The following is a 22501-nucleotide window of genomic DNA, read 5'->3' on the forward strand; positions in this document are numbered from 1 at the left end:
GTCAGCTTTCCCGGTAGACCTTGAGCGCCTGGGTGATCATCGGTATCTGCAGCGGCAACCGTGCGATGGAGACCAGGCGCATCGGCAGGGACTTGCTCGGATCCTTGAACCACAACCGGCACATGTTGACATTGCCGGGCAGGACGCCGATGAACAGCGCGATCGCGCTCAGGGCGCCGAATCGGCGAGTCGAGGGCGTCACCAAGAGGGCACCCACACCGACCTCGGCGACGCCGGAGGCCAACGTGTAGAACCGCTGCGTGCCGGGCAGTTCCTCGGGGACGATCGAATCGAACGGCTTCGGGGCGAGGAAGTGCAGAACTCCCATGCCGATCAGCCAGATGCCCATTTTCGTACCGCGTGATGACGACGCGAGCTGCTGCACTGCAGCGGGAGAGGAGGTCATGATTACATTGTGCTGGTGCGACAGCCTCATATCGTGACTGGCCCCCGTGGCTGAGGGCTCGCTGCGCCGGCGCCTCCGCCGGTTCGACCAGTCGCTGGCCGATCAGCCGGTGCACGCGCTGACCGACCGCGTACAGATCCCCACCACGCTGGTCAGCCCGGCTCGGCGGATCACCGTCCGGGTCATCTACGCGCTCACCGCGCTCTTCGCCGCGGTCTTCATCGTCTACCTGGATCGCCACGGCTATCGCGATGTCGAGAGTGCGCCCAACCCCAACGACCCGCTGACGTTCCTGGATTGCGTCTACTACGCCACGGTCTCGCTCTCGACCACCGGCTACGGCGACATCACCCCGGTGACGCCCTCGGCGCGGCTGGTCAACGTCCTGGTGATCACCCCGCTGCGTATCGCGTTCCTGATCGTGCTGATCGGCACCACCGTCGAGACCCTCACCACGCAGTCGCGCCAGGTCTACCAAATCCAGCGCTGGAGGAGCAGAGTGCGCAACCACATCATCATCGTCGGCTACGGCACCAAGGGCCGTACCGCCGCCGCGGCGATGGTCGGCGACGAGGTCGCGCCCGCCGACATCGTCGTCGTGGACGAGGACCCCGCCGCGCTGGAACGGGCCAAGAGCGCAGGCCTGGTCACGGTTCGCGGCTCCGCCACCGATTCCGAGGTGCTGCGGCTGGCCAGCGCCCAGCACGCCAAGTCGATCATCGTGGCCACCAATCGTGACGACACCGCGGTCCTCGTCACGCTGACCGCCCGCGAATTGGCGCCGGGCGCCAAGATCATCGCCGCGGTCCGCGAGGCGGAGAACCAGCATCTGCTCAAGCAGTCGGGGGCCGACTCCACCGTGGTCACCTCCGAGACGGCGGGCCGGTTGCTCGGCATCGCGGTGCAGACGCCCAGCGTCGTCGAGGTGATGGAGGACCTGCTGACTCCCGACGAAGGGTTCGCGATCGCCGAGCGGGAGGTGACGCCCAAGGAGGCGGGCGGTTCGCCGCGGCACCAGTCCGACATCGTGCTCGGTGTGGTGCGGGGCGGCACGCTGATCCGCGTGGACGATCCGGAGGTCGACGCGCTCGAACTCGGCGATCGGCTGCTCTACATCCGCTCCGCGGACGCCGAACGATGACCCGCACCCCACATACGCCCAAACCGACGTTCGGGCGGGAACTTGCGAGGCAAGCACGCCATTACGTCGAGTTGGGGACCTGGTGACGAGCTTCCGACTGCGCAACATCCCGCTGCTGTCCCGGGTGGGCGCCGACCGTGCCGACACACTGCGCACCGACGTCGACGCGGCGATCGCCGGCTGGGCCGACGCGCTGCTCCTACGAGTGGATCGGCGCAACCAGGTGTTGATCGCCGACGGCAAGGCCGTCCTGAACCGCGCCGCCGATGTCGCCGACGCACCGCCCGAGGACGCCGTGTTCCTCGGCAGGCTCGACGACGGCCGCCACGTGTGGGCGGTGCGCTCCGAACTGCAGCCCCCTGACGACCCGGACGCCGACGTCCATGTGCTCGACCTGCGCCGCACCGGCGACGTGTTCGACGACGTCAGTGCCCAGCTGACCGCGACCGCGACCGCGCTGCTGAACTGGCATGACAGCGCACGGTTCAGTCCTGTCGACGGCGCACCCACCAAAGCCACCAAGGCGGGCTGGTCGCGAGTCAACACCGTGACCGGCCAGGAAGAATTCCCCCGCATCGACCCGGCGGTGATCTGCCTGGTGCACGACGGACACGACCGTGCGGTGCTGGCGCGCCAGACCGTGTGGCCGCCGCGGCTGTTCTCGATCCTCGCCGGCTTCGTCGAGGCCGGCGAGTCGTTCGAATCGTGTGTGGTCCGCGAGATCGCCGAGGAGGTCGGTCTCACGGTGACCAACGTCGAATATCTCGGCTCTCAGCCGTGGCCGTTCCCGCGCTCGCTGATGGTCGGCTTCCACGCGCAGGCAGATCCCGAGCAGCCGTTTGCGTTCAACGACGGTGAGATCGCCGAGGCGGACTGGTTCACCCGCGCCGAGATCCGCGAGGCGCTGGATCAGGGGGACTGGAGTTCGCAGAGCACTTCGCGGCTGCTGCTGCCGGGCTCCATCTCGATCGCCCGGGAGATCATCGAATCCTGGGCTGCGCTCGACTGACCCCGGCGATCGACTGACCCCGGCGCTGTACTGAGTCAGACGGCGAGCTTCGCCTTGACCTGCGCCCCGCTCGGGTTGGTCAGGGTCGAACCATCGGCGAACCTCAGCGTCGGCACCACGTGGTTGCCGTTGTTGACCGATCCGACGAACTCCGCCGCGGCCGGGTCCTCTTCGATGTTGACCTCGGTGAACGAAATGCCTTCGTTCTTCAGCACCTTCTTCAGGCGCACGCAGTACCCGCACCACGACGTCGTGTACATGGTCACAGCAGCAGTGTCGTCAGCGCTCATAAGGCCTTCAACGTAGCCGACCCGTCGAACATGCCCCGGCGCAGCCCGCGTTTGTCGGGCCGCGCTGACATGATGGTCGCCATGTCCCCGACGGCTTCGCGCGACCAGCTGCTCGAGGATCTCGACGAGGAGCAGCGCGAGGCGGTGCTCGCGCCGCGGGGGCCGGTGTGCGTGCTCGCCGGCGCGGGCACCGGCAAGACCCGCACCATCACCCGGCGCATCGCGCACCTGGTGACGGCCGGGCACGTCGCCCCCGGGCAGGTGCTGGCCGTGACGTTCACCCAGCGTGCAGCGGGGGAGATGCGGGCCAGGTTGCGCACGCTGGACGACGGAACCGGGACCGGCGGCGTGCAGGCGCAGACCTTCCATGCCGCCGCGCGCCGTCAGCTCGCCTACTTCTGGCCCCGCGTCGTCGGGAGCACCGACTGGCAGCTGATGGACTCGAAGTTCGCCGTCGTCGCCCAGGCCGCCAATCGCACCGGGCTGCCCACCGGCACCGACAACGTGCGGGACCTGGCAGGCGAGATCGAGTGGGCCAAGGCGTCGTTGATCAGTCCTGAGGACTATGCGGCGACGGTCGCGCGGTCCGGGCGCGACATCCCGTTCGACGCCGCGAAGGTGGCCGCCGCCTACGCCGGCTACGAGTCACTCAAGGCCCGCGGTAACGACCTGATGCTGCTCGACTTCGACGACCTGCTGCTGCACACCGCGGCCGCCATCGAGAACGACGCAGCGGTCGCCCAGGAATTCCGCGATCGCTACCGCTGCTTCGTCGTCGACGAATACCAGGACGTGACGCCGCTGCAGCAGCGGGTGCTCGATGCATGGCTCGGCAATCGTGACGATCTGACCGTCGTCGGCGACGCCAACCAGACCATCTACTCGTTCACCGGCGCCTCACCCCGCTACCTGCTGGATTTCTCGCGGCGCTTCCCCGAGGCGACCGTTGTCCGGCTGGAGCGCGACTACCGGTCGACGCCGCAGGTGGTCTCCTTGGCCAACCGGGTCATCGCCGCGGCCCGTGGCCGGATGGCGGGCAGCCGGCTGCATCTGGTCGGTCAGCGTCCACCCGGCCCGAACCCCACCTTCACCGAGCATCCCGACGAGGTCGCCGAGGCCACGGCGGTGGCGCGCAGCGTCAAGCGGCTGGTCGAGTCCGGCACGTCGCCGGCCGAGATCGCGGTGCTCTACCGGATCAACGCCCAGTCGGAGGTCTACGAGGAGGCGCTCACCGAGGCCGGTGTGCCGTTCCAGGTGCGCGGCGGCGAGGGCTTCTTCAGTCGCCAGGAGGTCCGTCAGGCGCTCGTGGCCTTACAGCGGGCCGGCGAGCGCGACGTCGACGGTCCACTACCCGACCTGGTGCGCGCGACCCTCGAACCGCTGGGTCTGACGGCGGAGCCGCCGGCGGGTACACGTGCGCGGGATCGTTGGGAAGCGTTGTCCGCCTTGGCTGATCTGGTCGACGACGAGGTCGCGCAACGCCCGCAGCTCGACCTGCGCACGCTGCTGACGGAGCTGCGGCAGCGTGCCGACTCGCGCCATCCACCGGTGGTGCAGGGCGTCACGCTCGCGTCGCTGCACGCCGCCAAAGGCCTCGAGTGGGACGCCGTGTTCCTCGTCGGTCTGGCCGACGGCACGCTGCCGATCTCCCACGCGCTGTCACACGGCCCCGACAGTGAGCCGGTCGAGGAGGAGCGTCGTCTCTTCTATGTCGGAATCACCAGGGCGCGTGTGCATTTGGCGTTGAGCTGGGCGCTGGCGCGCACGCCCGGCGGGCGGCAGGGGCGCAAACCGTCGCGCTTCCTCAACGGGGTCGCCCCGCAGCCGCAGCGAGACGACGGCCCCAGTCGGCCGCGTAAACCTCGCGGTCCCGCGCCGCGCTGTCGGGTGTGCAACACCCCGTTGACCGCCTCGGCGGCGATCATGCTCCGCCGCTGCGAATCCTGCCCATCCGACATCGACGAACAGTTGCTCGCGCAGCTCAAGGACTGGCGGTTGCGTATTTCGAAGGAGATGAGCGTGCCGGCGTTCGTGGTGTTCACCGACAACACGCTGATCGCCATCGCCGAGTCGCTCCCGACCGACGACGCTGCTCTCGTGGCGATCCCGGGGATCGGTGCCCGCAAGCTGGAGCAGTACGGCGCCGACGTGCTCACGCTGGTCAAAGAGCGCCAGAAAACGTAAAGATCGCGCCAAAAGCGCTGGTCAAAAATGTGTTGAGAGTTTTTCCTGCTACCGTCTAACCTCAGAGCAACACACGAACGTCCGCGTGCGAAAGGAGGGTGCCGTCATCATGATCAGCAATCACATGTTCTACGCCGTAGCCGGCACCCCGTGGTTCCCGCGCGCCATTGCCGAGGTGCATTCCGCACCCGCTGCTGTCGCCGCCACCGCTGCCGCCGCGCCTAAGCGCCGCGCCGCCGCCGGCACGGCTGCCGCGTCCGTGAGGGGCTTTCATTAGGTAAAGCCTCGACCGCCCCCCAAGGCCACGGACCCGACACCGGATCCGTGGCCTTCGTCTTTTGACAGACCTGGTCACCGATCCCCGAGCGAGCACAAGACAAGACGAAAACGACCAGGAAGCGAAAGGACCGGACATGTCTTCCCTGACATGTGAGAGATCGAAGCTGGCGGTGCCGTGTCATGTCGAGGACCCCGACCTGTGGTTCGCCGAGGACCCGCGCGATCTCGAACGCGCCAAGGCGCTGTGCGGAGACTGCCCATTCCGGCGGGAGTGCCTGACTGCAGCGCTGGAACGGCAAGAGCCGTGGGGTGTGTGGGGCGGCGAGATCTTCGAACGCGGCACCGTCATCGCCCGCAAACGGCCACGCGGCCGCCCGCGCAAGGACGCCAAACAACCCGTGGCGGCCTGATCGTCCGACCCCGGCGCTACACCGCGTCGGGGTCGGCGAAGCCGGGCACCGTGCGCTCGGCGATGGCGCGGGTCGGCACGTGCGCGTCGAGCTGGCAGGAGATCGCCACGATGGAGGCGATGACGCGCATGGGGATGGCGAGCTTCGGCGGGATGTCCATCTGCCGAGCTGCCTTGATCTGCCCGGCGGCCTTGTCGAGTTCCAGGGCGGTCATGCGCTGCAACCACTTTCGGCTGTAGTGGAACTCGGGCACTTCCAGCGGCTCGACGTACTGCTTGAGCATGTCGTCGATCTCGCGGGTGGACACCTGCTGGCCCTTCTGGATGAAGCCGGCCTTCTCCATCGTGGGCAGCAGTTTCTCGTAGTTCTTGTCCAGCGCGTACCGCATGATCTGACCCAGCTCCACCGGCCAACCGCCCGGCATCGGGGCGACCGCGCCGAAGTCGATGACGCCCATCTTCTCGTCGGGCATGAGCATGAAATTGCCGGGGTGGGCGTCGCCGTGCACCATTTCCAGCCGCGTCGGTGCGTCGTTGCAGAACTCGAAAAGCCTGGTGGCCATCAGATTCCGCTGCTCCTGGGTGCCCTCGCGGATGATCTGCGACAGCGGGATGCCTTCGATCCATTCCTGGATCACGACTTTGGGGGCGCTGGCCACCACGTTGGGGACGACGAAGTGCGGATCGCCGGCGTAGGCCTTGGCGAAGGCGCGCTGGTTGTCGGCTTCGAGCCGGTAGTCCAACTCCATCTCGGTGCGTTCGATCAGCTCGTCGACGACGCCCTGCACATCGGCGCCGGGGCTGAGCTGTTTGAGCACACCCACCATCCGCTGCATGGTTTTCAGGTCGGCGCGCAGCGCCTCGTCGGCGCCCGGGTACTGGATCTTGACGGCGACCTCGCGCCCGTCACCCCAGACCGCCTTGTGCACCTGGCCGATGCTGGCCGAGGCCACCGACTTGTCGTCGAAGGATTGGAAGCGGTCCCGCCACTTGGTGCCCAGCTGCTGGTCGAGCACCCGGTGCACCTTTGCTGCGGGTAGCGGCGGAGCCTCGCGCTGCAGCTTGGTCAACGCCTCGCGGTAGGGCTTGCCGTACTGCTCGGGGATGGCGGCTTCCATCACCGACAGGGCCTGGCCGACTTTCATCGCGCCGCCCTTGAGTTCGCCCAGCACAGTGAACAATTGCTGTGCGGCCTTATCCATCAGCTCGGCGTTGACTTCGTCCCTGGACTTGCCGGTCAACCGTTTGCCGAAGCCCAGCGCTGCACGCCCGGCCATACCCACCGGCAACGTGGCCAGCTTGGCGTTGCGCGCCGCGCGCCCCGCGCTTGATGTCGCTCACCAGTCCATCATCCACGACCGAGCTGAACTTCCAACCGGTTAGTGCCGCTCAACACGAGCAGTCGGGGTGCCGGGACCATCGGCGCGCGGTGACGGTGCCGCTGTTCAGGTCGAATTCGAGTGTGGTGTCGACGGTCGCCGGCGGCGCTGCGGTGGGTCCGCCGTCGGCGTGGACGACGCGCAGGATGTGGGTGATCTCGCGCAGCGCCAGCCCCGCGGTGGCCAGAACGGTGGCCCGGTCGGCGGTGCCGACGGTGCGTGTCAGTTGTGTGGCGACGGCTGCCCAGGCGGGATCTTTGTCGCTGCGGTGCAGGTCAGCGCAGCGCAGGCAGCTGGTGGCGCCGGGGATGACGAGGGGGCCGACGAGGCCGGTGCCGTCGCGGACGCGGACGGCGAGGTGGGGGACACCGGCCTCGTGCAGCTCTCGTGCCACGCGTGGGTCGGCCACCAGGTAGTCGGTCAGCACGGCGAGGTCGGCGCCGGCGGGCGAGGCGTAGGGCCTGCTGCTGGAGCTGACGCGGATGCCGGAGCCGGCCAGTGTGGAGGCGATCAGGTCCGACAGTGGTCCGTCGCCGTGGACGCGGACCGACGCCGAGCGGTTGGGGGGCGGTGGTGCTGCGGTCAGGACCCCGGAGTCGACGAGGTGCGTGATCAGGTCGGTGACGACGGTGGCGTCGGTGCCGCGTCCGGCGGCCAGTACCTGCAGTTCGGGCAGGGTTGCTGCGGCTTGCAGGGCGCGCAGGAGGTCAGCGAGGACGCCGGCGGCCAGGCCGGGCGGCGGGTGCACGACGACGGCGCGACGCGGATCCCAGCCGACCTGCACGGTGCCGTCCGGGCGGGACAGCACGGGGGTGGCCGAGTTCAGGGCGTAGCGCGTCATGCGACGACAGTGACACGTCGCTCACCCGCCGAGCGTAGTTATCCACAGGCCCTCAGGCGTCGCGCGGTGGGTCCTGATCGCCTTCGCGAAGTGCGGCTTCGATCGCGCTGTCGAGATCGCTGGTGTCGCCGCCGATCACGCGGTCGATGAAGGCCGCAGGCTCGTCGAGATCGGACGAGTCGGGGAGCAGATCCGGGTGCGCCCACACGCCGTCGCGCGCGTCGGCACCGACGGCGTCGGTCAGCTTCTCCCACAGCGCGGCCGCTTCCCGCATCTTGCGGGGCCGCAGCTCGAGGCCGACCAGCGTCGCGAACGTCTGCTCAGCCGGGCCGCCGCTGGCGCGGCGCCGGCGCAACATCTCCGACAGCGCCACCGTGCCGGGGATGCGATCACCGAGGGCGTTGGACACCACCGTCTGCACCCATCCCTCGACCAGGGCGAGCGTCGTCTCGAGCCGTTCCAGCGCGGCGGTCTGCTCCGGCGTGGCCTTGGGTTCGAAGATGCCCTGGTTGAGCAGCTGCTCCATCTGCGACGGGTCGGTCAGCGACGCCGGGTTGAAGTCGCGGGCGAACTCTTCGATACCGCTCATGTCGATCTTGGTGCCCTTGGCGAACGCCTCGACGGCGTTGAGGAGCTGCGGCGAGAGCCACGGCACGTGGCTGAACAGCCGGTGGTGCGCGGCTTCGCGCGCGGCCAGGAACGTGACGACCTCGCTGCGTGGCTGCTCCAGGCCCTCGGCCAGCGCCTCGATCGCTTCGGGCATCAACGCCGCGACGCCGGCGGGGCCGAGCGGCAGGCCGATGTCGGTGGAGGTCAGCACCTCTTTCGACAGGGTGCCCAGCGCCTGGCCCAGCTGGGAGCCGAAGGCCATGCCGCTCATCTGCGACATCATCGCCATCAGTGGGCCGGCCATCGCCTGGGCTTCTTCCGGCAGGGCCTGCGCCCACACCGTCGAGAGCTGCTGGGCGACGGGATCGCACAACCGTTTCCACGTCGGGATCGTGTTGTCGATCCAGTCGGTCGCCGTCCAGGCCACCGTCCGGGTGGTGCCGGCCGGCAGCGGCGTGACGCCGTCGAGCCAGGTCTCGGCGAGCCGCACCGCGTCGCTCAGCGCCGAGGTGGTCTGCTCGGAGACGGGCGCGACGAAGCCGATCGAGTTCGACGCGAGCTGGCGGGCGAGGTCGTAATTCACCGGGCCGCCACCGGACTTCGCGGTGCCGCTGAACATCTCGCCGAGCTGGGAGAAAATCTGCCCGAGCTGCGACATGTCGAATTGGCCGCCGGGGAACGCGCCGCCGAACGGATCGCCGGGGCCGCTGTTGGAACCCGAGCCCGAGCCGGGGTCCTTCTTGCGGTCATCGCGCTCAGGATCGTCCCCGGAGGAGAAGCCGAAAGGCAGGTCAGGCATGCCCCCAACGGTACTCATCGCGGCGCGTCGATGGGCGCACGCGGGTCACGCTGAGAGTGAACCTGCACCTGGCCTCTACTGTGAACGGCGTGAACAGGCGGATTGCCACCCTGATCGTGGCGCTCGTGCCGATCATCGCGTTCGGTGTGCTCGCGACGACGGTGACGGTGCCCTACGTCGCGCTCGGGCCCGGGCCGACGTTCAACACGCTCGGTGAGGTGGATGGCAAGGAAGTCGTCGACATCGAGGGCACCGACGTCAAGCCCACCAGCGGGCACCTCAACATGACCACGGTCTCGCAGATGGACGGGCTGACGCTGGGGCAGGCGTTGATCTTCTGGGCGTCGGGCCGCGATCAGCTGATTCCGCGCGAACTCGTCTACCCGCCCGACAAGTCGCGCGAGGAGATCGACGAGGCGAACACCACCGACTTCCGTAACTCCGAGGACAGCGCCGAGTACGCCGCGCTGTCCTACCTGAAGTACCCGATGGCGATCACCGTGCAGAGCATCGACGAGAAGGGGCCGTCGAAGGGCAAGCTGCAGGCCGGCGATGCGATCGACGCGGTGAACAACACCCCGGTGGCCAACCTCGACGAGTTCAGCAAGATCGTGCAGGCGACCAAGCCCGGCCAGAAGGTCGTCGTCGACTACCGGCGCAAGAACGAGCCTGCCGGCATCGCCGAGATCACCCTGGGGTCGCGCCCGGACCGTCCGCACGGAGTCCTCGGGGTCAATGTGCTCGACGCGCCGTGGGCCCCGTTCAGCATCGACTTCAACCTGGCCAACATCGGTGGGCCGTCGGCGGGCTTGATGTTCAGCCTGGCCGTGGTCGACAAGTTGACGACGGGCGACCTCAACGACGGGAAGTTCGTGGCCGGCACCGGAACGATCACCGGGGACGGCGAGGTCGGCCCGATCGGCGGGATCACCCACAAGATCGTGGCGGCCAAGGATGCCGGCGCATCGGTGTTCCTGGTGCCCGCCGACAACTGCGACGAGGCGACCTCGGCCGACGAGAAGGGCATCGAGCTGATCAAGGTCGACACCCTCACCCATGCCATCGACGGGCTGCGGACGCTTTCGGCTGGTGGCGAACCTCCTCGCTGCTGAGTCAGGTCGGCGATCTCGATCAGTAGAGTGACTGGACAAACACTGAGAACACCCGAGAGTGGAGTAGTCGAGTGACTATGCGGCCGGCCGCGAGAATGCCGAAGCTGACGCGGCGAAGCAGGATTCTGATCGCCATCTCGCTGGTGGTGGTCCTGCTGTTGCTGATCGGGCCCCGGTTGGTCGACGCCTACGTCGACTGGCTCTGGTTCGGCGAACTCGGCTACCGGTCGGTGTTCACCACCCAGATCGTCACCCGTCTCCTCATCTTCCTCGTGGTCGGGCTGCTGATCGGCGCGGTCGTGTTCGCGGCGCTCGCGCTGGCCTATCGGACCCGTCCGGTGTTCGTGCCGACGGCCGGCCCCAACGACCCGATCGCGCGGTACCGCACCGCGGTGATGTCGCGCCTGCGTCTCATCGGGCTCGGGGTGCCCGCGTTCATCGGTCTGCTGTCGGGCTTCGTCGCGCAGAGCTACTGGGAGCAGGTGCAGCTGTTCCTGCACGGCGGCGACTTCGGGATCGCCGACCCGCAGTTCGGTATCGACCTCGGCTTCTACGCGTTCGACCTTCCGTTCTACCGGCTGGTGCTGTCCTATCTGTTCGTCGCGACGTTCCTGGCGTTCATCGCGAACCTGTTGGGCCACTACCTGTTCGGCGGAATCCGGCTGTCGGGCCGCACCGGCGCACTGTCGCGGGCGGCGCGCATCCAGCTGATCACGCTGATCGGCGTCCTGATGCTCCTCAAGGCGGTGGCCTACTGGTTCGACCGGTACGAGCTGCTCAGCCACACCCGCGGCGGTAAGCCGTTCACCGGCGCCGGCTACACCGACATCAACGCGGTGCTGCCCGCCAAGTTGATCCTGATGGCGATCGCGGTCATCTGCGCCGCCGCCGTGTTCTCCGCGATCGTTCTGCGGGATCTGCGCATCCCGGCGATCGGTGTCGTACTGCTGCTGCTGTCGTCTCTGATCGTGGGCGCGGGCTGGCCGCTGGTGGTCGAGCAGATCAGCGTGCGCCCCAACGCCGCCCAGAAGGAAAGCGAATACATCGGCCGCAGCATCGCGGCCACCCGCCAGGCGTACGGCCTGGAAGAGAACACGGTCACCTATCGGGACTACCCGGGCAATGCGCCTGCCACCGCGCAGCAGGTGGCTGCCGACCGGGCCACCACCTCGAACATCCGCGTGCTGGATCCCAACATCGTCGCGCCGGCGTTCACGCAGTTCCAGCAGGGCAAGAACTTCTACTTCTTCTCCGATCAGCTCAACATGGACCGCTATCCCGATGCCGACGGCAATCTGCGGGATTACGTGGTGGCCGCGCGTGAGCTCAATCCGGACCGGTTGATCGACAACCAGCGTGACTGGATCAACCGGCACACCGTGTTCACCCACGGCAACGGGTTCATCGCCTCGCCCGCCAACACCGTGCGCGGCGTGGCGAACGACCCCAACCAGAACGGCGGCTACCCGGAGTTCCTCGCCAGCGTGGTCGGTGCCAACGGTGAGGTCATCTCGCCCGGACCGGCGCCGCTGGATCAGCCGCGGATCTATTTCGGCCCGGTGATCGCCAGCGCCGCGGACGACTACGCGATCGTCGGCAAGAACGGTGCCGACCGCGAGTACGACTACGAGACCAACACCGACACCCGCAACTACACCTACACCGGTGCCGGCGGTGTGCCGTTGGGGAACTGGTTCAACCGCAGCGTGTTCGCGGCGAAGTTCGCCGAACGAAACTTCCTGTTCTCCAACGTCATCAACAACAACAGCAAGATCCTGTTCAAGCGTGATCCGTCCGACCGCGTCAAGGCCGTCGCGCCATGGCTGACCACCGACACCACGACCTACCCGGCGATCGTCAACAAGCGCATGGTGTGGATCGTCGACGGCTACACCACGTTGGACAACTACCCGTACTCGGAGTTGATGTCCCTGTCGTCGGCGACCACCGACTCCAACGAGGTCGCGCTGAACCGGTTGCAGCCCGATCAGCAGGTGTCGTACATCCGCAACTCAGTCAAGGCCACCGTCGACGCGTACGACGGCACGGTCACGCTGTACGCGCAGGACGAATCCGATCCGGTGCTGCAGGCGTGGGAGAAGGTGTTCCCGGGCACGATCAAGCCCAAGAGCGAGATCAGCCCGGAGCTGCAGCAGCACCTGCGCTACCCCGAGGATCTGTTCAAGGTGCAGCGGGCACTGCTCGCCAAGTACCACGTCGACGATCCGGTGACGTTCTTCTCGACGTCGGACTTCTGGGATGTGCCGCTGGACCCGAACCCGACCGCGAGCAGCTATCAGCCGCCGTACTACATCGTCGCGAAAAACCTTGCCGAGAACAACAACTCGACATCGTTCCAGTTGACGAGTGCGATGAACCGGTTCCGGCGTGACTTCCTCGCGGCCTACATCAGCGCCAGTTCCGATCCCGACACCTACGGCAAGATCACGGTGTTGACGATCCCGGGTCAGGTGAACGGCCCGAAGCTGGCGTTCAACGCGATCAGCACCGATACCGCGGTCAGCCAGGATCTCGGTGTCATCGGCCGCGACAACCAGAACCGCATCAGGTGGGGCAATCTTCTGACGCTGCCGTTGGGGCAGGGTGGATTGCTGTACGTGGCACCGGTGTACGCCTCGCCGGGTGCCAGCGATGCAGCGTCGTCTTACCCGCGTCTGATTCGCGTGGCGATGATGTACAACGACAAGATCGGTTACGGCCCGACGGTGCGTGACGCTCTGACCGATCTGTTCGGTCCGGGTGCCGACGCCACTGCGACGGGTCCGGCGCCGACGGCGGACAGCCCTGCGGCGCAACCACAGTCGCGTCCGCAGACGGGTCAGCCGCCGGCCGCGGCGCCGCCGAATCAGCAGGGCCAGACTCCGCAGAACCGGCCGGAGGTCCCGGTGGCGGTGCCGCCCACCGGTCCGACGCAGCTCTCCGCGGCGAAATCGGCTGCGCTGGAGCAGGTCAACACCGCGTTGGACGCGCTCCAAGAGGCGCAACGCAGTGGTGATTTCGCACGGTACGGCGAGGCACTGCAACGCCTCGACGACGCGGTGAGCGAATACAAGTCGGCCTCGTAACACCCTGGGCCGGTGCAGTATCGGTTGCTCGGCCCCCTCGAGGTGGCCGACGGGAACACCCCGGTGGACATCGGTCCGCCCAAGCAGCGGGTGGTCCTGGCGATGCTGGCACTGGCTGCGGGACGGGTCGTCTCGGTCGACCGTCTCGTCGACGCGGTGTGGGGCGACGACGTCCCGGCCAGCGCCACGGCGAGCCTGCAGGCCTATGTGTCGAACCTGCGGCGCGCCCTGCGTGGCGGGTCGGCGGAGACGCAGATGGCCTCACCGATCGTGCGTCGTCCACCCGGGTATGTCCTCGACGTCGATCCGAACAGCGTCGACCTCGCGGTGTTCACGGGTGCCTGCCACCGGGCCGGTGCCGCGATCGAGACAGAGGACTGGGAGACGGCGGCCGGTGCCGCTGACACCGCACTGGGACTGATCCGCGGCACCCTGCTCCACGACATGGCCGACGCGCCGTGGCTGCGCGACGAGGCGGCACGGTTCGCCGAACTGCGGATCGAATGCGTCGCGAACAAGGTGGTCGCGCTACTCGCCCTCGGCAAGGTGGCGGCGGCGGTGACCGAGTCGGCAGCACTGCGGACACTGGACCCGTTCGCCGATCGCGGATGCCGGCTGCAGATGCTCGCGCTGTACCGGGCCGGGCGGACCGCGGACGCGCTGGACACCTATGCGCGCCACGCCCAGCGCCTCGACGACGAGCTGGGATTGGAGCCGGGACGCGAGCTGCGGGAGCTGCAGACCGCGGTGTTGCGTCAGGCTCCGGAATTGGCGGGCTGGCCGCGGCAGGCGGAATGGACCGGTGCCACGACGATTCCGGTGCCGGCTGCGGCCAGTCACGATGTCGTGCCCGCCGCCGAGGTGCCGGCCAGGTCGCCGCTGGTGGGTCGGCGCCGGGAACTGTCGCGGGTGGGCGAGGTGCTGGCCCGGGTGTCCGCGGGCGCGACGCGGTGGCTGGTGCTCTCGGGGCCGCCGGGGATCGGCAAGACCCGGTTGGCCGAAGAGGTCGGCGCGATGGCCGCGGCCGGTGGTGGTGATGTGGTGTGGGTGAACTGCCCCGACGAGCGGGCCACTCCGCCGTGGTGGCCGATGCGTCAACTGGTGCGCGCTCTGGGCGCCGACCCGGACGACGCGCTGAGAGTGCCTCCGCATGCCGATCCGGACACTGCGAGATTCCTTGTCTACGAACGGGTTCAATCGCTTCTCGAAGATGCGCAGCGACCGTTGACCGTGGTGGTCGACGACGTACAGTGGGCCGACACTGCGTCGGCGAGCTGCCTGGCCTACATCGCGAGCGCGCTGCGCGATCGACGCGTGCTGGTCGTGTTGACGGTGCGCGACGGGGAGCACGCCGCGGAGGTGGCGCGCCTGCTGAGCACGGTGGCGCGCGGTGAGGACAACCGCCACATCGCGGTTCCCGCATTGTCGTCGGAAGACGTCGCGGCGCTGGCCAATGTGGTGGCCGAGGATCCCGTCACGGCCGCCGAGGCCGCCGAACTCGCCGCCCGCACGGGTGGCAACCCCTTCTTCGTGTCCGAGTACGCGCGGTTGCCGCGGGACGAGCGGGCGGCCAACGAGATACCCCGGGCCGTTCGGTCGGTGCTCGATCGCAGGCTCGCTGCTCTCGATCCGGCCGTGATGGCCGTGCTGCGCACGGCCGCGGTGATCGGCGACGTGATCGACGCCTCCGCGGTCCCGGTGCTCGCCGCCGCGACCGGGCTGGATCTCGACACACTCGCCGACCATCTCGACGAGGCGGCCGATGAGCGCATCGTCGTCGCGGCGCACACCACCGACGGCTATGAGTTCGCCCACGGACTGCTGCGGGACCAACTGCTGGCCGGCATCCCCGCCTTGCGTCGACAACGGTTGCACGCCAAGGTCGCCGACGTCCTGGCCGACAGTGTGGAACCCGATGCGCCGACCCGGCGGGCGCAGCATCTGATCGCCGCGCAGCCTCTGGTGGAGCCGGCGGCCGTCGTGCGGGCGTGCCGGTTGGCGGCCGAGCAGGCGACGGCGCAGTGGAGTTCGGACATCGCCGCGCGGTGGTGGCAGGCGGCGCTGGATGCCTACGACCGGCTGCCTGCGTCTGCGCGTGACGACACCGAGCGTGACGCGCTGACTGTCGAACTGCTGGAATCACATTCGCGTGCCGGTCGGGGTCAGTTGGTGCTCGACAGCGTGCAGCGGTCCCTGGGTGAGGCCGTGCGGGCGGGGCGTGCGGCGACGGCGGGCCGGGTGGCAAGTGCGCTGCTGCGGGCCAGCGGTGGGTGGCCGTGGCTGGCGCCGGGGCGCGACCCCGGTGAGCTTCTGGGTCTGCTGTCGCAGGCGGCAGCGCTGGCAGGTGACGACCCGGCGGCGACGGCGCGGGTGCTGCCGGCATTGGCCGTCGGACACTGCTATCACCCCGATCCGGACGTGGCGACCAGTCTGCTGCAGCGCGCCGAGCAGGTGGCCGAACAGACCGATGACACCGACGTGCGGGCCGATGTGCTGATCGGCCGGCTGATCACCTACTCCGGTGTGAGCACGCTCAGCGAGCAGATCCTGACGTGGGTTCAGCAGCTGGAACGCCTGCGGCACAGTCGCTCTCGCGAAGACGCGGTGATCGCCCACTCGGTGGCGACGATGGCGTCGATGTACCTGGGTGACGTTGCGGGCACCCGGGCGCATCTGCGGGCCGGCATCGCGGGTAGCGAGGAGTTGCAGCTGCCGGTGCTGCGCGCCCAGCTGCGCTGGATGGAGGCGGTGCTGGCGACGTGGACCGGCGACTTCGCCGAGGCGAAGCGCCACCACGCCATCGCGGCGCATGTGCACGAGCAGACCGAGCTCTACGAGGCCGGCAGCGGACTGCTGGCCTCGGCGTCGTTGCTGCGGGAGACCGGGGAAGCGCTGGACCCGAGTTGGACTGATCTGCGGGCCGACACCGAGACCGGCGGGCAGGGCATGGTGGGTGTAGTCCGCGCCGCGCTTCTGACGATGATCCCCAGCCCTGACGTGCGGGCGCAGGCACTGGCGATGCTGCGCGAATGGTCCGACACCGTCGACCGGGGCCACATCTGGACCACGCTGGGCCATCAGACACTGCTGGCACACCTGGCGGCCGACCACGGTCTAACCGAGTTCGCCGAACCTCTTCTCGGCCAGCTGGCGCCGCACCGGGAGCGCATCGCGGTGATCGGGCAGGTCGGGCTGGCCGGTCCGGTGGCCCTGGCCACGGCCAGGCTCCATGTCGCGCTCGGTGACGTCGACCCGGCACGGGCGGATCTGACCACGGCGCGTGCACTGGCTGAGCGGACCGGGGGAGCGCCCACGCTGCTGCGGTGCCGACTGCTGGAATGCGAGCTGATGGCGGCGTCGGCGCAGCGGGGGGCGGCGGCGTCTGCCCTGGCAGTCGACGCCGAGCGCGCGGGCATGCACGGCGTCGCCACCTCCGCGAGACTCCTGTCCGGCGAGCGCGCGGGTCTGCACACCGACACGCCGTGACATGCGTGCATCGCGAGCGCGCTCGTGGCCAGCGAGCGCGCCGATACTGACGCTTGAACTTTTCTTGGTGACGCGCACCAAGCCGTCGCCAAGCACCGTCGGTGATGCTCATCGCGCCACCAGGGCTTGACGAGAGGGACTCCGATGACCATCACCACCGACGTGACGCGCGACGACGTGCTGCGCACGCTGCGCGACCACGTCGCCACCCATGTCGCGCTGCCCGGGGAGCCCGGCTACGAGCGGTGCGTGCCGTGGAACGTGGCCGCGCCGGTGACGCCCGCCGCGGTGGTGCTGGCGACCTCGCCCGAAGACGTGGCATCGACGGTGCGGTTCGCCGGGACGCACGGATTCACCGTCACCGTGCAGGCGACCGGTCACGGCGCGGTCGGCGTCGGGCCGACCACGATCATGGTGCAGACCGCGGCGCTCAAGCACTGCACCGTCGATGTCGCCAATCGGACCGCTCGCGTCGAGGCGGGTGCGCGGTGGCAGGACGTGCTGGACGTCGCGACGCCGCACGGTCTGGCGCCGCTGTGCGGCTCAGCGCCCGGCGTGGGTGTCGTGGGCTTCCTGACCGGCGGGGGCATCGGACCACTGGTGCGCACTGTGGGGTTGTCGTCGGATCATGTGCGGGCCTTCGACGTGGTGACGGGCGAGGGGCGGCTGCTGCGCGCGACGCCGGACGAGAACGCGGACCTGTTCTGGGGGCTGCGCGGCGGCAAGGCGACGCTGGGCATCGTCACGGCCGTGGAGATCGATCTGCTGCCGATCGCCGAGTTCTATGGCGGGGCAGTGTTTTTCGACGGTGCAGACGCGGCTGCGGTGCTGCATGCGTGGGCGGCCTGGAGTGCCGGCCTGCCGGAGACGGTGAACACGTCGCTGGCGATTCAGCAGCTGCCGCCGCTGCCCGGTGTGCCGGAACCGTTGGCGGGCAAGATGACCGTGGCAGTGCGGTACACCGCTGTGGGCGATATGGCCGAGGGGGAGCGGCTGTTGGCGCCGATGCGCGCGGTTGCCCCCGTCCTTCTGGACACCGTCGGCGTGATGCCGTACGCGGCGATCGGTGCGGTGCATGCGGACCCGGCAGATCCGATGCCGGTCACCGAGAACCACACGCTGCTCTCGGAGTTGACGCCCGACGCCGTCGACGCCCTGCTTGCGGTCGCGGGCCCGGGGTCGGGCTCGCCGCAGGCGATCGTGGAGCTGCGGATGCTGGGCGGCGCGTTGGCGCATGAACCGCGGCACCGCAGCGCGTTCTGCCACCGGGACGCAGCGTTCTGCGTGGCGACGATCGGGCTGGCTGTGCCCGAGATCGTCGACATGGTCGCGCAGCACGCCGACGGGGTGGTCGCGGCCGTCGCGCCGTGGTCGACGGGCGGGCAGATGCCGAACTTCGCGCCGTCCTACGACCACGCCCGCGCGGCCCGGGTCTACAGCGAGGACACGCTGCACTGGCTCGCCGCGCTGGCCGACCGCTACGACCCGGCGCGCGTGCTGGCGACCGGCCAGGTCATCCGGGCGTAGCGTTCCCCGCGAGCGTGCGTGTCTGCGGCGAACACGCCCTCAGAAATGGCGACTTCGCGCACGCTCGCGGGGCCTGTTTCCGGCCGGTGAGCAGGCGATTTGGAGCCTTGCCGACCACCCCGGTAACCTAGCGTTCACCCGTCGCGGGGTGGAGCAGCTCGGTAGCTCGCTGGGCTCATAACCCAGAGGTCGCAGGTTCGAATCCTGTCCCCGCTACTAAGTGAAACGGCCCCCGGAGGAAACTCCGGGGGCCGCTTTCGTGTCGCTTCTCCTCTACGACGCACGCGCTTGGCGCGCACTGTGGCGCGACGAATGATGGCCGGAGCGTGCCCATTTCGTGGGGCGTGACACTGCGCTCTGCCCGACGGCCTCCCTGACCGGGACGTCACTTGACGATCAGGTCACGCAAGCCTGCGCGGCCATTCACACCGGCCTTGGTGCTCGCGCGGTAGATGTGACTTTCGACGGTGCGCACCGACACCGACTCGATCTCGGCGATCTGCTTGTTGGTCAGTCCACGGGCAACCAGGACGACGATCTCTCGCTCCCGGTTGGTGAACGGCGGCGCGAACTCGGCGGCGATCAGAGCTGGGCTGGTCGCGCCACCGCACAGTGCGGCCAGGCGTCTCGCGCGCGCCGCCGCGGTCTTGGCGCTACCGGTGCGTCCGGCCCGTCGATGCGATGTCGCCGACTGAGCAGCGGCGTCGGCGGCAGCCAGGCGATCACCCATTGCTTCGAAAGCGTTCGACGCCGCATCGAGTCCCTGTGCATCGTCGCTGTCGAGGGCTTGCGCATAGTCCGCGGCAACCGTGGCGCGCGGAGTGCCCAGTGAGTCAGCGAGCTGACGTAGCCGCGCGGCGCCCGCGGGGTCGTCGAACTGAACCGCCGTCTGCAGGCACCACACCTCACGCGCCGGTTGGCTGTGCTGCCGGGCGAAGTCGGCACCGGCGAGCGCCAAGCACCGGGCGTCGCCGAATCGTGATGCGACGGCAGCGATCCACGCCTCGGCGACGAGGTCGGACGAGTTGTAGTAGCGATAGGCAGGCTGCCGCATCTCCCGGGCGAGATCGAGTGCCTGCCGTGCGGAGTCGACCTCACCGACGCGTGCCAACGCCTGCGCCCGCATCAGGTGGAATCTGGGGAAACTGTTGGCATTGTGGAATCCCCGCCCGACCCATGAACTGGAGTCGACGCGCTCGGGCAGGTGCTCGAGCGAGGTGCGGAGATCGCCGGCCGCCAGATGCGCCATCCCGAGGATCTGTTCCGCCACGTCGCGCATCGCCACTGCCTGCCCGAACCGGCTGAGGGCGAACTGCTGGGCGATCTCGAGGGCCTCGTGGATGCGTCCCGACGCGGCCAGCGCACCGGTGTAGACCTCGGTGATGGGGCCGTGCAGATGAGCCCCCTCTGGTGTCGATTCGAGCGCTCGTGCGGACGCCGCGACGGTGGCGGCCGCCCGATCCAGTTGTGCCAGCTCCCCGTAGGCCATGCATGCCGCGATGCAGGCCATCGCGGTGCCATAGGACCCCAGTTGTCGGTCATCGACGTCGTCCAAGGTCTTCAGGGTGTCGAGCGTCCGCCCGGCGAGGGCGAGCTGAGTGGACCGGAACACCAGAATCTGCTGACGGCGTTCGCCTGTTTCGACCGCGAGCGCCTCGTCGATGATGTCCGTGGCTTCCGCCGGTTCACCTTTGGCCCACAACGCATTCGATGCGCGTAGCACCACATCGTTGCGAAAACCGGGTTCGACGTCGTCCTGCGCAGAGGCAATCTTCGCGAGCACGTGGTCGGAGGAGTCGCCGTCGCCCATCATGAACAGCGACCACGCACGCGACACGTGCGCGCGCGCCCCCACGCCGGCGTCGGCCGCAGCGGCGAAAAGCCGCTCGGCCAAGTCGAAGTCGAGCAGTGAGTTCGCCGCCCGTGCCGCCGACAGCAGCAAGTCGGGTCGCGCGGGCAGGTCGGACTCGAGCCACAGCAGCCCCTGCTTGACCACACTCGCCGCACTACCGTTGTCCTCCATTGCGGCGGCGACCTCGCCACGCAGCCGTCGCAGACGCATCGAACCGCAACGCGCACGCCGAATCTCGGCGAACAGGGGGTGGCCCACAAATACGTCGTCGCCAGAGACCCTGATCAGCCCACGCCGCTCGGCTTCCTCCACGGCGTCGTGCTGGGCGAGTGTTGCCAAGCAGCGCCAGTGGATGGGCTCGGAAATCGCGACCATGTCGATGACCTCGAGGACGGGTTCGGGGAGCGCACCGACTTGTGTGTCGACGAGCTCGGCAAGCGAACCACCGATCGCGACGTCGCCATGCCAGCGCAACCACCCGTCGGTGACCATCAGCCGTCCCGCCTCGGCCTCCTGCTCGGCCAACTGACGGACGAACAGCATGTTCCCCTCGGTCAGATCCCAGAGCCGTCGTAGGCATCGCCGCTCCGGCGCAGCCCCGAAGGCCTTTTCGAGCACTTCGGAGAGGAGCTCGCGTGACAGCGCGCCGAGCTCGCGCCACACCACCCTCCCGTCCTTCCACAACACGGACAGGGCGGCGGGGATCGGCTCCCCGGCACGAATGGTCACCACCGCCTTGGCCGTTCCCGAGTCGACCAGGTGCTGCACCACCAGAACCGAGAGTTCGTCGAGCAGATGGGCGTCATCGACCAGAAGCAGGACCCGGCCGGGTTCGGCGCCGCGGACGATGGCCTCACCGACGCGCCGCACCAATGTGGCCGGCGCCCCGCCGTGGTCGTCGGTCCACTGCGCGAAGGCCCCGAGCGGAACGGCCTTACTCGTTGCGGTCGCCGCGATCGTGCGCAGGCTCCATCCGGCATCCGTGGCGCGTCGTGCCGCCTCGCGGGCGACCCGGGATTTCCCGACGCCCGCGTTTCCAGCGAGGACGATCCCGTCCACGCCGAGGGCATCGAGCGAAGCCATGACCTCGGACAGAGCGTCGTCTCGCCCGATGAGGGGCCACTGCTGTGGCATGGCCGGATATTAGCTGGACCCCTCTGAGCAATGCGCGAGATCACCGCCCACGTCATGAATCGCAGGCTCGAACTCAACGCGAAAGGCGCCCGTGGTCGGCACCAAACGGCGATCCGGGCAGCAGCCAGAAGGGCGCCGATGGCAAGAACGGCACGAGCAATCAGGAAAAGCCGGGCAACCCGGCCGGTGAGTGAAGCTTGGGCGGGGCGTTCTGCGTCTCAGTCCGCCGACGGCTCGGCAGCCCGCAGCGCGATGGCCGCATCGTCGAATCGACCCGCCTGCTCCTGAATCCGGGCGATCTCACTGGGCCGTTTGAGCAGGCCGCGTACCGCGATGATGGCGACCTGCTCGCCCACTCGCACCGCTTCCTCCGCGCGGTCGCCGTGGTCGGTGTGCAGCCGCGTGCGCTTCTGCGCGCCTTCGTCGAAGTTGAGCAGGAGCCCGGCGGTCTCTTCGCGGTCGCACTCGATGAACTTGCCCTCGCTGATCGCGGCGCCGATGAGGTCGACCACCCAGTTCTTGAGCCGTTCGTAGTCGGCCCAGAACTGGTGGAAGTCGTCGCGTTGCGCGTGAGCGATGCGCTGGATCTCGTTGAAGTCGATCGGCGAGACCGCCAGCTGCATGGTGTCGAACCGCAAGAGCCGGTAGAGCTTCAGTGCCGGTGACCCGGAGCCGGCGCCGACCTCGGCGATGAACTTCAGCGGTGCGCGGTTGACCAATAGCGTCTCGCCCAGCAGTTGCTCTTTGTTGCGGAACCAGTAGTACAGCGACGACTGTTGCAGTCCCGCCGCACGGGCAATGTCGCTCATTGTTGTTTGCGCATAGCCCTTTTCGCTGAACAGCCGAGTCGCGGCGCTGACGATGCCCGCGCGGGGCGATCCCGCGGGTGCTGATTCGGCGTCGCGGCGGGGCCGTCCGATTGCGCGGACGTGCGCGCGCCGCTCGGGTGGTGGCACGG

The 22501-nt window shown here is 68.7% G+C and carries 15 protein-coding genes, 1 tRNA gene and 1 pseudogene; 10 read left to right on the top strand and 7 right to left on the bottom strand.

What is annotated here, in order from left to right; translation table 11 throughout:
• Nucleotide 1: 1 nt before the first annotated feature.
• Nucleotides 2-406 (bottom strand): DoxX family protein, encoded by a 405-nt coding sequence (locus tag PGN37_RS09645; protein WP_335330814.1) that lies wholly within the window; start codon nt 404-406, stop codon nt 2-4.
• A 46-nt stretch (nt 407-452) separates the two neighbouring features.
• Here PGN37_RS09645 and PGN37_RS09650 point away from each other — a divergent pair, with 46 nt between their 5' ends.
• Nucleotides 453-1547 carry a potassium channel family protein gene (locus PGN37_RS09650; RefSeq protein ID WP_335330815.1) on the top strand — a complete coding sequence of 365 codons (1095 nt, stop codon included), beginning with the start codon at nt 453-455 and terminating at the stop codon, nt 1545-1547.
• 82 nt (nt 1548-1629) lie between these two features.
• Nucleotides 1630-2556, top strand: a complete 927-nt coding sequence (gene nudC, locus PGN37_RS09655) for an NAD(+) diphosphatase (RefSeq protein WP_335330816.1) — start codon at nt 1630-1632, stop codon at nt 2554-2556.
• Between the two features lie 35 nt (nt 2557-2591).
• Here the strand turns inward: nudC and PGN37_RS09660 are convergent, their stop codons facing one another.
• Complete coding sequence (locus PGN37_RS09660; RefSeq protein WP_335330817.1) at nt 2592-2846, bottom strand: mycoredoxin; 255 nt, start codon at nt 2844-2846, stop codon at nt 2592-2594.
• 81 nt (nt 2847-2927) lie between these two features.
• On the opposite strand from PGN37_RS09660, the gene PGN37_RS09665 reads away from it, so the two are divergent.
• The 3 genes from PGN37_RS09665 to PGN37_RS09675 all read left to right on the top strand — a co-directional run bounded on the left by PGN37_RS09665 (nt 2928) and on the right by PGN37_RS09675 (nt 5719).
• Nucleotides 2928-5030, top strand: coding sequence for an ATP-dependent DNA helicase UvrD2 (locus tag PGN37_RS09665; protein WP_335330818.1), 2103 nt, complete (start codon nt 2928-2930; stop codon nt 5028-5030).
• 109 nt (nt 5031-5139) lie between these two features.
• The gene (locus PGN37_RS09670; protein WP_335330819.1) at nt 5140-5307 is read left to right on the top strand and encodes a hypothetical protein; all 168 of its coding nucleotides are present in this window, start codon (nt 5140-5142) and stop codon (nt 5305-5307) included.
• Nucleotides 5308-5443: 136 nt separating this feature from the next.
• On the top strand, nt 5444-5719 hold the full coding sequence (locus PGN37_RS09675) for a WhiB family transcriptional regulator (protein ID WP_046365196.1): 276 nt from the start codon (nt 5444-5446) through the stop codon (nt 5717-5719).
• A gap of 16 nt (nt 5720-5735) precedes the next feature.
• On the opposite strand, the pseudogene PGN37_RS09680 reads toward PGN37_RS09675, so the two are convergent.
• The 3 genes and pseudogenes from PGN37_RS09680 to PGN37_RS09690 all read right to left on the bottom strand — a co-directional run bounded on the left by PGN37_RS09680 (nt 5736) and on the right by PGN37_RS09690 (nt 9346).
• Nucleotides 5736-7074: pseudogene (locus PGN37_RS09680) on the bottom strand (macrolide-binding ATPase MABP-1).
• A gap of 33 nt (nt 7075-7107) precedes the next feature.
• Entirely contained in the window at nt 7108-7938 is an 831-nt protein-coding gene (locus PGN37_RS09685; protein ID WP_335330820.1) for a TOMM precursor leader peptide-binding protein, read from the bottom strand.
• 52 nt (nt 7939-7990) lie between these two features.
• Nucleotides 7991-9346, bottom strand: a complete 1356-nt coding sequence (locus PGN37_RS09690) for a zinc-dependent metalloprotease (protein WP_335330821.1) — start codon at nt 9344-9346, stop codon at nt 7991-7993.
• An 89-nt stretch (nt 9347-9435) separates the two neighbouring features.
• On the opposite strand from PGN37_RS09690, the gene PGN37_RS09695 reads away from it, so the two are divergent.
• The 5 genes from PGN37_RS09695 to PGN37_RS09715 all read left to right on the top strand — a co-directional run bounded on the left by PGN37_RS09695 (nt 9436) and on the right by PGN37_RS09715 (nt 18773).
• Nucleotides 9436-10458 (top strand): YlbL family protein, encoded by a 1023-nt coding sequence (locus PGN37_RS09695; protein WP_335330822.1) that lies wholly within the window; start codon nt 9436-9438, stop codon nt 10456-10458.
• Between the two features lie 71 nt (nt 10459-10529).
• Nucleotides 10530-13544: a UPF0182 family protein gene (locus tag PGN37_RS09700; protein WP_335330823.1), complete on the top strand. Its 3015-nt coding sequence runs from the start codon at nt 10530-10532 to the stop codon at nt 13542-13544.
• Between the two features lie 12 nt (nt 13545-13556).
• The gene (locus PGN37_RS09705) at nt 13557-17030 is read left to right on the top strand and encodes a BTAD domain-containing putative transcriptional regulator (protein WP_335330824.1); all 3474 of its coding nucleotides are present in this window, start codon (nt 13557-13559) and stop codon (nt 17028-17030) included.
• Nucleotides 17031-17174: 144 nt separating this feature from the next.
• A complete protein-coding gene (locus PGN37_RS09710) occupies nt 17175-18557 on the top strand; it encodes an FAD-binding oxidoreductase (RefSeq protein WP_335330825.1) in 1383 nt (460 codons plus the stop codon).
• A gap of 142 nt (nt 18558-18699) precedes the next feature.
• Nucleotides 18700-18773, top strand: a tRNA-Met gene (locus tag PGN37_RS09715).
• Between the two features lie 169 nt (nt 18774-18942).
• On the opposite strand, the gene PGN37_RS09720 is transcribed toward PGN37_RS09715, so the two are convergent.
• On the bottom strand, nt 18943-21543 hold the full coding sequence (locus PGN37_RS09720) for a helix-turn-helix transcriptional regulator (RefSeq protein WP_335330826.1): 2601 nt from the start codon (nt 21541-21543) through the stop codon (nt 18943-18945).
• 218 nt (nt 21544-21761) lie between these two features.
• Nucleotides 21762-22499: a TetR/AcrR family transcriptional regulator gene (locus PGN37_RS09725; protein ID WP_335330827.1), complete on the bottom strand. Its 738-nt coding sequence runs from the start codon at nt 22497-22499 to the stop codon at nt 21762-21764.
• Nucleotides 22500-22501: the final 2 nt, after the last annotated feature.

This window comes from Mycobacterium kyogaense (assembly GCF_036946525.1).
Taxonomy (GTDB): Bacteria; Actinomycetota; Actinomycetes; order Mycobacteriales; family Mycobacteriaceae; genus Mycobacterium; species Mycobacterium kyogaense_A.